This is a genomic window from Porphyromonas levii DSM 23370 (assembly GCF_000379925.1).
In the GTDB taxonomy this organism is placed as follows: Bacteria; Bacteroidota; Bacteroidia; order Bacteroidales; family Porphyromonadaceae; genus Porphyromonas_A; species Porphyromonas_A levii.
Genome location: NZ_KB904249.1, coordinates 1 through 12,727 on the forward strand (window position 1 = coordinate 1; position 12,727 = coordinate 12,727).

General features: G+C 46.0%; 14 protein-coding genes. 2 read left to right on the forward strand and 12 right to left on the reverse strand.

From position 1 onward, the window contains the following. Positions 1–310, forward strand: a 310-nt coding sequence (locus tag A3GG_RS13370) for a transposase (RefSeq protein ID WP_156808677.1), incomplete at its 5' end; no start/stop codon positions are given. 1 nt (position 311) lies between these two features. Beyond that, the gene (locus A3GG_RS0104875) at positions 312–944 is read left to right on the forward strand and encodes a D-alanyl-D-alanine carboxypeptidase (protein ID WP_248637654.1); all 633 of its coding nucleotides are present in this window, start codon (positions 312–314) and stop codon (positions 942–944) included. 288 nt (positions 945–1,232) lie between these two features. On the opposite strand, the gene recA is transcribed toward A3GG_RS0104875, so the two are convergent. From recA to A3GG_RS13065, 12 genes are all read right to left on the reverse strand, one after another. Further along, positions 1,233–2,258, reverse strand: coding sequence for a recombinase RecA (gene recA / locus A3GG_RS0104880; RefSeq protein ID WP_018358204.1), 1,026 nt, complete (start codon positions 2,256–2,258; stop codon positions 1,233–1,235). Between the two features lie 9 nt (positions 2,259–2,267). Continuing rightward, the gene (gene bcp, locus A3GG_RS0104885) at positions 2,268–2,741 is read right to left on the reverse strand and encodes a thioredoxin-dependent thiol peroxidase (RefSeq protein WP_018358205.1); all 474 of its coding nucleotides are present in this window, start codon (positions 2,739–2,741) and stop codon (positions 2,268–2,270) included. Further along, positions 2,738–3,934 carry a saccharopine dehydrogenase family protein gene (locus A3GG_RS0104890; RefSeq protein WP_018358206.1) on the reverse strand — a complete coding sequence of 399 codons (1,197 nt, stop codon included), beginning with the start codon at positions 3,932–3,934 and terminating at the stop codon, positions 2,738–2,740. The genes bcp and A3GG_RS0104890 overlap by 4 nt, the downstream gene beginning before the upstream one ends. Positions 3,935–4,138: 204 nt before the next feature. Further along, positions 4,139–5,860 (reverse strand): C10 family peptidase, encoded by a 1,722-nt coding sequence (locus A3GG_RS11895; protein ID WP_083900378.1) that lies wholly within the window; start codon positions 5,858–5,860, stop codon positions 4,139–4,141. A gap of 479 nt (positions 5,861–6,339) precedes the next feature. Then, the gene (locus A3GG_RS0104900) at positions 6,340–6,828 is read right to left on the reverse strand and encodes an acyl-CoA carboxylase biotin carboxyl carrier protein subunit (protein ID WP_018358208.1); all 489 of its coding nucleotides are present in this window, start codon (positions 6,826–6,828) and stop codon (positions 6,340–6,342) included. A gap of 33 nt (positions 6,829–6,861) precedes the next feature. Further along, on the reverse strand, positions 6,862–7,044 hold the full coding sequence (locus A3GG_RS0104905; RefSeq protein ID WP_018358209.1) for a hypothetical protein: 183 nt from the start codon (positions 7,042–7,044) through the stop codon (positions 6,862–6,864). A gap of 11 nt (positions 7,045–7,055) precedes the next feature. Continuing rightward, positions 7,056–8,609, reverse strand: coding sequence for an acyl-CoA carboxylase subunit beta (locus A3GG_RS0104910; RefSeq protein ID WP_018358210.1), 1,554 nt, complete (start codon positions 8,607–8,609; stop codon positions 7,056–7,058). A gap of 31 nt (positions 8,610–8,640) precedes the next feature. Further along, positions 8,641–9,060, reverse strand: coding sequence for a methylmalonyl-CoA epimerase (mce, locus tag A3GG_RS0104915; RefSeq protein ID WP_018358211.1), 420 nt, complete (start codon positions 9,058–9,060; stop codon positions 8,641–8,643). 268 nt (positions 9,061–9,328) lie between these two features. Next, positions 9,329–10,024, reverse strand: a complete 696-nt coding sequence (locus tag A3GG_RS0104920; protein ID WP_018358212.1) for a tetratricopeptide repeat protein — start codon at positions 10,022–10,024, stop codon at positions 9,329–9,331. Between the two features lie 112 nt (positions 10,025–10,136). Beyond that, positions 10,137–11,141 carry an ROK family protein gene (locus A3GG_RS0104925; protein WP_018358213.1) on the reverse strand — a complete coding sequence of 335 codons (1,005 nt, stop codon included), beginning with the start codon at positions 11,139–11,141 and terminating at the stop codon, positions 10,137–10,139. A gap of 49 nt (positions 11,142–11,190) precedes the next feature. After that, a complete protein-coding gene (locus tag A3GG_RS0104930) occupies positions 11,191–11,796 on the reverse strand; it encodes a hypothetical protein (RefSeq protein WP_240704078.1) in 606 nt (201 codons plus the stop codon). A 486-nt stretch (positions 11,797–12,282) separates the two neighbouring features. Next, positions 12,283–12,690: an EamA family transporter gene (locus A3GG_RS13065; protein ID WP_083900379.1), complete on the reverse strand. Its 408-nt coding sequence runs from the start codon at positions 12,688–12,690 to the stop codon at positions 12,283–12,285. Between the last annotated feature and the right edge of the window lie 37 nt (positions 12,691–12,727).

The following is a 12,727-nucleotide window of genomic DNA, read 5'->3' on the forward strand; positions in this document are numbered from 1 at the left end:
AGAGGCAGAACTCAAGGAGATGCACCGACGTAATGAGGTAGAGGGGACTTTCGGAACCGTGAAGATGCGCTACGGAGCTGCTAGGATAAGGACACGACTTCCAGAGACAACGGAGGTAGCAGTCGCTATGTCTTTCTTAGCGAAAAATGTGATAACGTTCCTCAGGGAACTTATCCGCATTATTTTGTCGCTCCTATTTCCTTCGTTTTTTTTCTCCAAAATTACAAATCGTTCGCCAATATCCTGCATGCGTCTCAATTCTTCAAAAAACACATCCCCTAATTCAGCAAGCTCTATTTATTGCACATAGGCTGAGGAGCTTCCTCAATAAACAAGGGGTACCGGTAAGTGGCAAGGCGACTACTGCCGAGACGATGAAGGGGAGAGGAGAGTTACTCTATACTTTTGAGTCTCCTTCGATAAGGGAGCTCATGGAGATTACTTTGGTGTACAGCCACAACCTATTTGCCGAGGGGATGCTACGACAATTGGCTATTGGGAAGACGCCACTCCCTGGGCATAACCCTACTCAGACTGCCATTGAGGAGGTGAAGAGCTACTGGAAGGGGCGTGGACTGGATACCGATGAGCTGGAGATGGTGGATGGATCGGGGCTGAGTACTCAGGATAGAGTGACCACTCATTTTCTAGCGGCTATGCTGGGAAAGGTTTACAGAGCCGACAAGAGTGGGGTGTATATGCGATTGCTCCCTCGTGCTGGTATGGATGGTACGCTCACTATATTCCTTAAGAATACACCACTACAGGGCAAGGCTCGCCTCAAGAGTGGCACACTGCGTAACGTGGTTTGCTATGCTGGATACGTAGAGCTCGGTGGCAAGACTTATACTGTTGCCCTTATGGTGAATAACTTCTATGGTAGCGCCTCTACAATACGTAAGGCTATGGAGCAGGTACTCTTGGAGTCGTTTGGTCTGAGGTAGTCGATGCCGTAATCATAAAGTAAGGGCTACGTAGTACATAATCTATTGTACTGCGTAGCCCTCACTCTATAAAACGACAAAAGCCGTACTCTCGTACGGCTTCTGACGGTTGTTCCACAATATATTAGGATGTTAGGTAAGAAAGATTGATTAGGTTATGCTTTTTGACACCACAAAGATGATAACATTCCAGCACGTAACCAAAGAAAAACTATTGCTCTATAACACCTAAACAAAGGCTTAATATTTAAGAAATCGAGCAATATTTCCTATTATTCGTAAACATATTTACGATGCTTTGTTGGCTAACTTCTCTTTTATTTGATTCTCAATGAGTTCTGCCAATTCGGGGTTTTCCTGTAAAGTTGCCTTGGCAGCCTCACGTCCCTGTCCTAGTTTGGTATCTTCGTAGTTGTACCATGAGCCACTCTTGCGGATAATGTCCATTTCGGCGCCAGCGTCCACGAGCTCACCCACCTTGGAGATACCTTCACCAAACATGATATCGAACTCAGCTTTGCGGAATGGGGGTGCGACTTTGTTTTTAGCTACCTTGACCTTTGTAAGGTTGCCAATCACCTCATTGTCGCTATCCTTTATAGGTGTGCCCTTACGGATATCCAAGCGCACGGAGGCATAATACTTCAGTGCATTACCACCTGTAGTGGTCTCGGGGTTACCGTAAGCGCCAATCTTTTCACGTAGCTGATTGATAAAGATACAAGTAGTCTGGGTCTTATTGATAATACCTGCGAGCTTGCGGAGTGCCTGACTCATCAAGCGGGCATGTAGCCCCACTCTGTTTTCTCCCATATCACCTTCGATCTCTCCCTTAGGGGTGAGCGCAGCTACGGAGTCGATTACAATCAAGTCCATTGCCGACGAGCGAATCAGGTTCTCGGCAATATCCAAAGCCTGCTCGCCTGTATCGGGCTGAGAGATCCAGAGCTTAGAGAGATCGACACCGAGAGCCTCAGCATACGAGCGGTCGAAGGCATTCTCGGCATCTATGATAGCCGCAAATCCACCCTGCTTCTGGCATTCTGCTATAGCGTGGATGGCTAGTGTCGTTTTACCCGAAGACTCTGGCCCATATATCTCAATAATCCTACCTCTTGGGTATCCGCCTACACCTAGTGCGATATCTAGGGTGAGCGAACCAGTAGGTATGGTATCAATCTCTTGGATCTCCTGTGATGCCATATTCATAATCGAGCCCTTACCGAAGTTCTTCTCGATTTTAGCCATCACCGCTTCGAGTGCCTTTAATTTATCGTTTTGCAGAGCCATATTCTCTGCATCTTTCTTTGCCATTAGGGTATATTATTTGTCTAGTTCGTTAATAATCTTGATGAGTTGGGCCGCATGCTCCTTGGTCTTGACATCCTTCCCAGCTACTATAGCTCTGACTACACCAGCCTCGTCAATCACGAAGGTGGTGCGCTGAGTACCCATGTACTTACGTCCGTACATGCTCTTTTCTACCCAAACACCAAACGCTTGGTTGAGCTCGGTCTCTGTATCTGCAATCAGAGGAAAAGGTAACCCATGCTTCTCGATAAAGCCCTTATGACTTTTGGCGCTATCCTTGCTTACTCCTATCACAGTATAACCTGCCTCCTTGAGTTCAGTAATACCGTCCCTGAGGCTACAAGCCTGAGCAGTGCAGCCACTGGTATTGTCCTTAGGGTAGAAATAGAGTATCACCCGCTGACCAGCGAGGTTCTCGCGGGTGATCTCGTTACCATCTTGGTCTACCCCAAGTCTTTCGGGTATCTTGTCGCCTACCTTAATCATAGCTCAAGGTCGACATCGTGTAGTTCGTGCCAAGGCAAGCCTTGCTTAGCTAGCTCCTCTAGGAATGGGTCTGGGTTGAACTCCTCTACATTGAAGACACCTGCACCGCTCCATAGTCCCTTGAAGAACATAATTGCTCCCGTAGTGGCAGGCACGCCAGTGGTATAGCTCACACCTTGAGCACCGGTCTCCTTGTACGCTGCCTCGTGGCTACAGTTATTGTAGATGTAGTAGGTCTTCTCCTTGCCATCCTTCACGCCACGGATACGGCAGCCGATAGAGGTCTGCCCGGTATAGTTTTCGCCTAGTTCCTTAGGGTCGGGCAGCACAGCTTTGAGGAACTGTATAGGCACAATCTCACGCCCCTCATACATGATAGGCTCGATACTAGCCATACCGATATTCTGAATCACACGTAGGTGGGTAAGGTACTCCTGTCCGAAGGTCATCCAGAAGCGAGCCCTCTGGAGGGAAGGGAAGTTCTTCACCAAGCTCTCTAGCTCCTCATGATAGAGTAGGTAGCTCTCACGTGGGCCTACCTCAGGATAGGTGAGTGGCTTGTGTATCTCAAGTGGCTCCGTCTCTACCCACTCGCCATTCTGCCAATACTTACCTCTCTGGGTCACCTCACGGATATTGATTTCGGGGTTGAAGTTGGTTGCAAAAGCCTTGTGGTGGTCGCCCGCATTACAGTCTACGATATCGAGCTGATGCATCTCGTCGAAGTGATGTTTAGCTGCATAAGCAGTGAAAACACTCGTTACACCTGGGTCGAATCCACAACCTAGGATAGCAGTTAGCCCAGCCTCCTTGAAGCGATCTTGGTATGCCCATTGCCAGCTGTACTGATACTTAGCCTCGTCGAGTGGCTCATAATTGGCAGTGTCTAGGTAGTTCACCCCGCACTCAAGGCAGGCATCCATGATGGTTAGATCTTGATAGGGAAGCGCTACATTGATAACGAGCTCGGGCTTGAAGTCATTGAACAGTGCCACAAGCTCCTCTACCTTATCGGCATCTACTTGGGCAGTCTTGATCTTCGCCTCAGTGATTTTACTTGCTATAGCATCGCACTTAGCTTTGTTGCGGCTAGCTAGCATGATATCAGTAAAGATATGGCTATTCATAGCCACCTTCTTTGCCACTACAGTGCCCACACCTCCAGCACCGATAATGAGTACACGTCCTTTCATTTCTCCTATATAATTAATTTAGTTCTAAATTCAAAATAATCTCTCATTCAAAGATACCAAAATTCGTGGAGTCCACCATCCAAGGTTTTATTATCGTACAGAGAGAGAATAAGTAACATAAATGAAAAGGACTTGCCCACACCCACACAAGTGATGATGCGACCAAGTCCAAAGTTCTACAAAAGTTCTATATAACAGAACTTGTTATCTAACCACAACGGAGTAGTCTTCTACCTCACCGTATGTGAATATCTCATCGGGGGCTGGATAGCCATCGTAAGTCTTCATCGATACGCGCATACGATAGGAGCCTGATTGGAGATTATTACTAAGAGAGAATTGACCTGAAACGACCTGTGAACTGCTCGTGTTTACTATCATCTCTGATCTGGAGAAGACACCATCGTTGTTGAAGTCTATCCAAACACGCCAGTAGTTGTTATACTTATTAGTAGTTCCAAAGCCCGGCGTTAAAGTAATCGTATTATTCCCCCTTGATATTGGGAAACTACCGATCGTCGTATAATCAGCATATCCACTACCTGTGCGAGAGTTCGCAACATATCTATTTAGTCCCACTCCAGAGATGAAAGCATAGTAAGAATCCCTTGCATAAGAGATTGGATAGGTTGGCTGGTCAGGATCTGGTGAAGGCGTGACATTGCCCCTAGGCTGAATACCGATAATGATATCCTGATAGTAGTTGAAGCCTCCACTACCTCCGCCGATACCTAGGCTACCTGGATTCAAAGCATTGGTCAAAAAATAACCGTCCGAAGAGCCACCCCAACCCCAATTAAAACTGAAGTAACCACGAGAGTCATATCCATCGCAAACGAATGAGTGACCTCCTCCACGACCACTTCCTGCATACTGTACAGGGCGTCCAGCAGAGAGCTCTTCACGTAAAATATTATGCCACTGAGATGCTGAATAACCAGTGTTGCGGTACAGCTGACGAACAGTAGTATCGTAATAATAATGATTTACGAGCAAGTCAGGAATATATCTTTGGTAGGTACCACTAGCTTTTCTGCTAAACTGCATATTAAGACCAATAGCTACGTCGTAGCAGAGTTGTGCTACGTCCCTATTTGGTGAGCGGAGTGTAGCCTTAGGCATATTGCTCCAATTGAGAGGGTGGTCGAAGTTGACACTTCTTCCATCTACTGTGCTCGTGTGAGAGCCTCTCCCACGGCTTGGGTATTCCCAGTACCTCATAATCTGTGAAGTTGCAGTAGCCACACAGCCTACAGGCGTACCCGTTGGACAAAGATCGTTGTAGTAAGGAGCTTGGTTCCACTTGATCGTGCCGAGCAGTGGCTTAACAGAAGCGGCTGCGACACGTGTTGTAGCCTCATCGGCATTTACTGAGCGTAGAGCGCCCTCTCTCCATTGCTTGGTTGCATCGGTACTCTTTATGTTCTTCCAAGAGTAGCGTATCTCATCGGCATAGCCCTTAAGTACAGCCTTGAGGTTGTCTGGCATCTGGTCGCCTACGGCAAATGTATTTTCCTCTGAGTAACCAAGAACAGGATAGGTAGTCTCAGACGCTGAAACGATGATGAAGCCTTTATCTCCAATGTTGTAGACATAGTAAGCAGGGAGATCACTATACTCCGTTCCGTCATTAGCACGTAAGTTGCTTGGCTCAGTATACACCAAAGTAAGCTGTTCCCCTCCAGAACGTAAATCATTCACCTTAAGAAAGTTCTCTGCAATCTTCTGTGCTTCGAGCTCAGACACAAAGGCGTCTGCATCTCCTGATGTTGCCTCTGCTATATCCGACATCCGAGACTGATTGCTACAAGAAACCGCGAAGATAGCAACTAACGCAGTGAAAGAGACAACAACCCCTCTCCATAGCTTCTTGCCAAGTGTTGAGATCGATGCCCATACACTTTCTACAAAACTTCTTCTTTTCATAAGCTGGTCTTTGATAGTTAATAAAAACTCCTATCGATAGATTGTACTCTATCTCGAAGAGTGCTTCTAATACAGTTCTCCTCTGCCATGGTATTATGTTTTAGAGAGCTCGGATTCTTAGGTCTCTAGTTTTTTCAGTCACCTATATGAAATTAAGATATAATTATCGTCGCAACATTTTACGTTTATATTCTAATAATCATACTTACCTTACATTTAGAATGCGAATAAACATGCATGCAATCAAAAAGAGAACACCCAAAGGTAGTAAGTATTTTCTTAACTGCACAATATTATTGACATAAATTCATTGAATAAATGGTTTTATCATATCATTGAAGTGTAAAATAGGATATTCATTTCGATAATATCCAAAATATGTACTAATTCAATCCATAATTTACCTATGAAGAAGAGGAGCGCACCCCTCGTGGGATGCGCTCCTCTTCTTTACTGAAAGCGTAAGTAACCTATACAGATTACTGGATGGTCAATAGGGTATCGCCGTCCTGTACACTCTGGTTTTGGTTAACGAGGATAGAGGTAACCACACCATCGCGGTCGGCCTTGATATCATTCTCCATCTTCATCGCCTCTAGTACCATTACCTTCTGACCCTTCTTCACAGCATCACCTACCTTAGCCATAATCTTTACGATTACTCCAGGGAGTGGAGACTTAAGTGGTGCGCCTGCGCCTGTTGTTGCAGATGCGGTTGGGGCAGGAGCGGCTGGCGCTGCCTCTGGTTGTGGAGTTGGCGCTGCGGCAGGTGCTGCAGGCTTAGCCACTGGGGTAGCTTTAGGCGCTACTGCTGCTGCAGCCCAAGCCTCTTGGTCAATATCATAAGACCTATCAAGTTCCACGTCATAGCTCTCGCCATTGACCCTAACTTCGGCAATATTCTCCTTTATGCTGACTACATCTACCTGGTACTGAACCCCATTGATAGTATAATTAAATGTCTTCATATAGATATCTCTGTCTACTTATTTATCAAATACTTACTTCCTCCTAGGGAGCTGACGGAGTGTCAACACCTTACTACCCCAAGGGGAATTGCTATGCTTAGCCTTATCGATAGTGATTACATTGCTCTCCCTATCGTGAGGCGTACCAAGCGTCTCATGGAGCGCCATAGCTATAGCAGCGTATACGTCCTTGTTGGATGGTATCTTGAAATTCATATCAATCGTGATTACAATGGGATGTTGTCGTGCTTCTTAGCTGGTAGGGTCAGCTGCTTATTCTCGAGCTGACGTAGTGCCCGAATGATGCGGAAGCGAGTATTTCGTGGCTCAATAACATCATCGATATAGCCGTAAGACGCAGCATTGTAAGGATTAGCAAATGCCTTGCGGTATTCCTCTTCCTTCTCTATAGCCTTGGCTGCTGGGTTCTCAGCTTCCTTCACTTCCTTAGCAAATACCACCTCTACGGCACCGCTTGGTCCCATCACTGCAATCTCAGCACTTGGCCAAGCGTAGTTGATATCACCACGTAGGCTCTTAGAGCTCATCACGATGTATGCACCACCGTATGCCTTGCGGAGGATACAAGTCACCTTTGGTACTGTAGCCTCGCCGTAAGCGTATAGTAGCTTAGCACCGTGAGTAATCACTGCATTGTACTCCTGACCTGTACCTGGGAGGAATCCCGGTACGTCCACAAGGGTTACTAGTGGGATATTGAAGGCATCGCAGAAGCGTACAAAGCGCGCTGCCTTACGAGATGCATTCACATCCAGTGCACCTGCCTTACTCTTTGGCTGGTTGGCTACGATACCTACACTCTTACCACCCATGCGGGCGAATCCACAGATGATATTATTGGCGAAGTCCTTGTGTACCTCGAGGAATGCCCTATTATCTACAATAGCACCCAGTACCTCATACATATCGTATGCCTTATTAGGATTATCTGGGATAATCTCATTGAGCAAGTCTTCCATACGATCAATAGGATCAGTACACTCTACGTCGGGTGCGGTCTCCATATTATTGGATGGTAGGAAGCTGATGAGGTGGCGGATAAGTTCGATACCCTCCTGCTCGGTAGGCACTGAGAACTGTGCTACACCACTTTTTGTGGTATGTACCGATGCACCACCAAGTTCCTCTTGGGTTACATCTTCGTGGGTCACTGTCTTTACTACCTTTGGACCTGTAAGGAACATATAGGATGACCCCTCTACCATCAGGATGAAGTCGGTAAGAGCAGGAGAATACACAGCACCTCCAGCACAAGGACCAAAGATAGCTGTGATCTGTGGTACTACACCGCTCGCCAAGATATTGCGCTCGAAAAGCTCAGCATAACCAGTAAGAGCATTCACACCCTCCTGGATACGTGCACCACCCGAATCGTTGATGCCGATTACTGGAGCACCTACCTTCATCGCCATGTCCATTACCTTACAGATCTTGGCAGCGTGCATCTCTCCTAGTGAACCAGCAATAGCGGTGAAGTCCTGTGCATATACATACACTAGTCGGCCATCAATAGTACCGCTACCAGTCACCACACCATCACCTAGTACCTTGTTCTTGTCGATGCCAAAGTTGTGTGAGCGAAGCTCCACAAACATATCCATCTCCTCGAAGCTGCCCTTGTCTAGAAGCAAATCAATACGCTCACGAGCAGTCATCTTGCCCTTCTCGTGTTGCTTCTGTATCCTCGCCTCACCACCGCCGAGGCGTGCCTCGGCGCGTAGCTCTATCAGCTCTTGAATCTTCTCTACCTGAGTACTCATATTATAGCTCTAAATGTTATGTATACACTTGTTATTTGTTGTCGGGCTTACTGCAGACTTCGGTGAGTACCTTTCCAGTGCTCTTAGGGTGCATAAATCCGATAAGTAGTCCCTCAGCACCCTTGCGTGCCTTCTGGTCGATAAGCTGTACCCCTAGCTCCTTCGCTTTATCTAGTGCCTCCTGAGTGTTAGGGACACAATAAGCGATATGATGGATGCCTTCGCCCTTCTTCTCGATAAATTTAGCAATTGTACTATCGGGGCTAGTAGGCTCTAGCAACTCAATCTTAGTATTAGAGTTGCCCACCTTGAAGAAAGCGGTCTTTACCTTTTGATCCTCCACAACTTCGATGTTGTAGCACTCCCATCCGAGCACTTGCTCGTAGAATGGACGATGCTCCTCTATGCTATTCACAGCAATACCTAGATGCTCAATGTGTGAGATATCCATACGTCTAAATCTTTTTTTGAGTTGTATATTATTCTTTATATCCTTTCATTGTGAAGTAGTTGTCGAGCTACCCTAGCGCAAATATATACTTTATTCCCTATATAACCATATTTTTGGAGCATATATTTCTATGATAGCAATTTATGACCTACCGACTATAATATACCTATATACTGCACACAGATACAGGTCAAAAGCAGAGGTCGGCTTCCAACTGTTGTGGAAGTCGACCTCTACTCATATCTCTATCGTTATATAGAACGGTGTATTACTTCATCTCGAGCGCTTGGAGATATTTCTCAGCCTCTACCCTAAAGTCAGAAGCACTGTACTTGTCGAGAACGGTCTGGTAGCTAGCCTTAGCCTTCTCCGTATTACCTAGCGCCTCGTAAGCGATACCAGCTTTAATAAGGTAGATTGGCGATAGCAAATCATTGTCGGCACGCTCGGCAGCCTTTTCAAAATACTTCACGCCCTCTTCCACCTTGTCCATATCCACATAGCAGTCTCCAATAAGACCATAAACGCTTGGGTTAGCCATGGTGTCCTTAGACTTGAACTTCTTCAGGTGCTCAATCGCCTTGTCGTACTCGCCAAGGTTATAGTAGCTGATACCTGCATAAGCCTGAGCAAGATTGCCAGAGGGGGTACTGCCATACTTGTCTATGATTTGTAGAAAACCTACTACATCAGCACCATTACCATTAAGCGCAAGAGCAAATGAGTCTACGCCAAATACCTGTTCAGCTCTAAACATCGCTGCCTGAGCCTTCTCTACACGAGGCTTCTTATACAGATAATGGTAAGCCAAGATACCTGCAATTGCCACCAAGACCACCACCGCAATAGTAATGATCGTATTGCGATTGTTGCGGATATAGGTCTCCGACTTGCTAATAGCCTCCATTGCGCCTTCCTCTATCTTATCGGTAGCGCCCATTGCTTCATGCTTCTTATCGCTCATATTATTAATTCATAATACATTGTTATTCAAAGATTGTGCAAACTTACACAAATCCCTGTATATAATGAAATAGCAAGGAGGGATTCCTCTCTTGCTATTTCTATTTTATCCATCAATCTGTGAGCTTGGTGAGGAGCTTACGATCTGCCTCCCAACCAAGTGCACTTGCACCTAGCACAGCCGCGTCGCTCTCTTTTAGTTCGCTCACGAGTATCTTCACCTTATCCTTATAGATATTGAGGAGGTTCTGCTCCATGTGGCGCTTCACTGGCTCTAGTAGGATATTTCCAGCCTTGGTCAGACCACCAAATAGGATAATAGCCTCAGGGCTAGTATAGGCAACCGCATCGGCAAGTGCCTCTCCAAGTACAGCACCAGTCGCCTCGAAGATATCAAGTGCTAGTTTATCGCCTTGGATAGCAGCATCGTGTACGTCCTTAGAAGTAATCTCATCAATATTAAGGTCTCTGAGCAAGCTCTTATCTTCACGGGCGGTGAGGAACTCCTTGGCTGTCCTCGCAACTCCAGTGGCCGAACAGTAGGTCTCGAGACAACCCATACGACCGCAGCCGCAAGAGCGTCCGTTACGACGGATGATAGTATGACCTATCTCCCCAGCGAAGCCATCATGACCATAGACAAGCTTGCCACCAACTACGATACCGCTACCAAGACCTGTGCCTAGGGTAATCTCGATAAAGTCCTTCATGCCACGAGCTGCACCATAAGTCATCTCACCTATCGCTGCAGCATTAGCATCATTGGTTAGTGCTACTGGGATACCATCCAACGCCTCACTGAGTAGGTGCGCTAGGGGGATACGTCCTTTCCAAAGTAGATTGGGCGCAAAGTCGATAGAGCCAGTGAAGTAGTTGCCATTGGGGGCACCTACGCCAATACCATGAATCAGTCCAATTCCGCCAGCTTCCTCTGCCAACTCCTTGATAGCAGCTGCCAACTCCTCTATATACCCCTCTACCTTGATATGATTGGTACTCTTGATCTTATCGCTACGGATAATATTACCACGAGCATCCACAATACCAAACACGGTATTGGTTCCCCCCACATCTACGCCCACTACATAGGGCTTAGTGTCACTTTTTACTGTAGACATTCCTAATAACCTAATATATATTTACCTTTTACCTAATATACCTAATCCTTTACTCTGTAATCGGTGCCACATCGTACACAGTACGGATGCGCTTATTATTTTGGATCTGATCGGCAAGCCCCATAGAGACCTTCCATTCATCGCCCTCACGCTTGAGCTGCATCTGCTTGGGATGACTAATCGTAGAGACACCATTAGCCTTGACAGAGTCGATAATCTTCTGCTGGATAGCTGCCGGCATATCGCTCAGTTTCTTGCCCTTTACAAGGAGAAGCTCTTGAGCATCAGCGATAGAGAGTGAGCCCATGTTGCTAAAGTCGGGGAGCGTAATAAAATATGTGACTACTGCTGCCTCGCCATTGATTTGGCTCTCGAATTTCTCTGACTTAATCGCATCCTTTACTTCAGGAATCAGCTCCATAGCGTCGGCAAGATCGCTTGGAATAGAGTAGTGACGGTTAAAGCTGTCCAATGTCACAGCATCCCTATCCTCTGTGGTCAGCAGGCTATAGAGCTTCTCAAAGTCTCCTGCCAATTCGGCCTCCACTGCAGCCTGAGCCGCTTCCTTAGGATCAGCACCACCACATGATGTAAGCATCATACCAGCAAACAATGTTACTACTGCCGTCACTAGAAGCGTATTAATCCTCTTCATACCTTTTGCTAAATTTATATATAGTGTAAATACCTCTTGCAGAATAAACCTTTTGATATACCTGCTTTTCAGGTGGCAAGTTACAAGTTTTTCACGAATTACCCAAATGCCCATCCCCTTATTGCCCAATTACTTCAGCCGCCTCTAGCCACTAGTTCAGCCATCTTTATGGATTCCATGACCATTTAATATATACTAATCCACCAATTTAATATATACTAATTGAATCAATTAGTATATATTAAATTGGTGGATTAGTATATATTAAATGGTCATGGGGTATGGCTAGGGCGGTCAGCGGGTAGGGGTGAAAGTTTTTTTGTCCCTATGGTACCCGTCTTGTCCTGAAAACATTGACCTTTTTTCGTGGAGATATAACTATCTACTTGACCTTATGTGCCTGAGGTTCTACTGGTCTGTTGATTCCAGCTCTCTTGATTGCTTTACCTTTTAGAGTTGTATACTTACTAAGAGAATGTTGGGGGATTAGGTCTGTGGAGTGTGTTCGCGCTCTAGATCAGCTCGGCTCTTACTTTGGGTTACGATAAATACGCCAAAGAAGATGAGTAGAATGGCAGGGACTCTCCACCAGCTCCATCGGTCTAGCCCTAGAGATATGGATATCACAGTGATTACAAATGGTTGTATATAAGCGTATATACTAATAACCGTGGGGCGAAGCTTGAGCTGGGCTATGGGAGTCAATAGGAAAGGAAGGAAGAAGCCAAGTACTACGATATAGAAGAGGACGCTATAGAAGTAGCCGTCGAACTTACTAAAATCGGTGACAGCAACTTCTTTCCAATAAATTGGGAGGAAGACAATTGTGCTGGAAAGGAAGAGCCATTTCGTGAAGAGCGTAACATGTGAGTACTTATTACAAGAGTCTTGAATCTATGAAGTGTTAAATAGTTTATTAAATTATGGAAAC

What these genes read in the sequence shown, in the direction of transcription:
- A3GG_RS0104890 (WP_018358206.1), bottom strand. Translation starts at nt 3,934, where the DNA reads ATGAAAGGACGTGTACTCATTATCGGTGCTGGAGGTGTGGGCACTGTA.
- A3GG_RS11895 (WP_083900378.1), bottom strand. Translation starts at nt 5,860, where the DNA reads ATGAAAAGAAGAAGTTTTGTAGAAAGTGTATGGGCATCGATCTCAACA.
- bcp (WP_018358205.1), bottom strand. Translation starts at nt 2,741, where the DNA reads ATGATTAAGGTAGGCGACAAGATACCCGAAAGACTTGGGGTAGACCAA.
- recA (WP_018358204.1), bottom strand. Translation starts at nt 2,258, where the DNA reads ATGGCAAAGAAAGATGCAGAGAATATGGCTCTGCAAAACGATAAATTA.
- A3GG_RS0104905 (WP_018358209.1), bottom strand. Translation starts at nt 7,044, where the DNA reads ATGAATTTCAAGATACCATCCAACAAGGACGTATACGCTGCTATAGCT.
- A3GG_RS0104900 (WP_018358208.1), bottom strand. Translation starts at nt 6,828, where the DNA reads ATGAAGACATTTAATTATACTATCAATGGGGTTCAGTACCAGGTAGAT.
- mce (WP_018358211.1), bottom strand. Translation starts at nt 9,060, where the DNA reads ATGGATATCTCACACATTGAGCATCTAGGTATTGCTGTGAATAGCATA.
- A3GG_RS0104920 (WP_018358212.1), bottom strand. Translation starts at nt 10,024, where the DNA reads ATGAGCGATAAGAAGCATGAAGCAATGGGCGCTACCGATAAGATAGAG.
- A3GG_RS0104925 (WP_018358213.1), bottom strand. Translation starts at nt 11,141, where the DNA reads ATGTCTACAGTAAAAAGTGACACTAAGCCCTATGTAGTGGGCGTAGAT.
- A3GG_RS0104930 (WP_240704078.1), bottom strand. Translation starts at nt 11,796, where the DNA reads ATGAAGAGGATTAATACGCTTCTAGTGACGGCAGTAGTAACATTGTTT.
- A3GG_RS0104910 (WP_018358210.1), bottom strand. Translation starts at nt 8,609, where the DNA reads ATGAGTACTCAGGTAGAGAAGATTCAAGAGCTGATAGAGCTACGCGCC.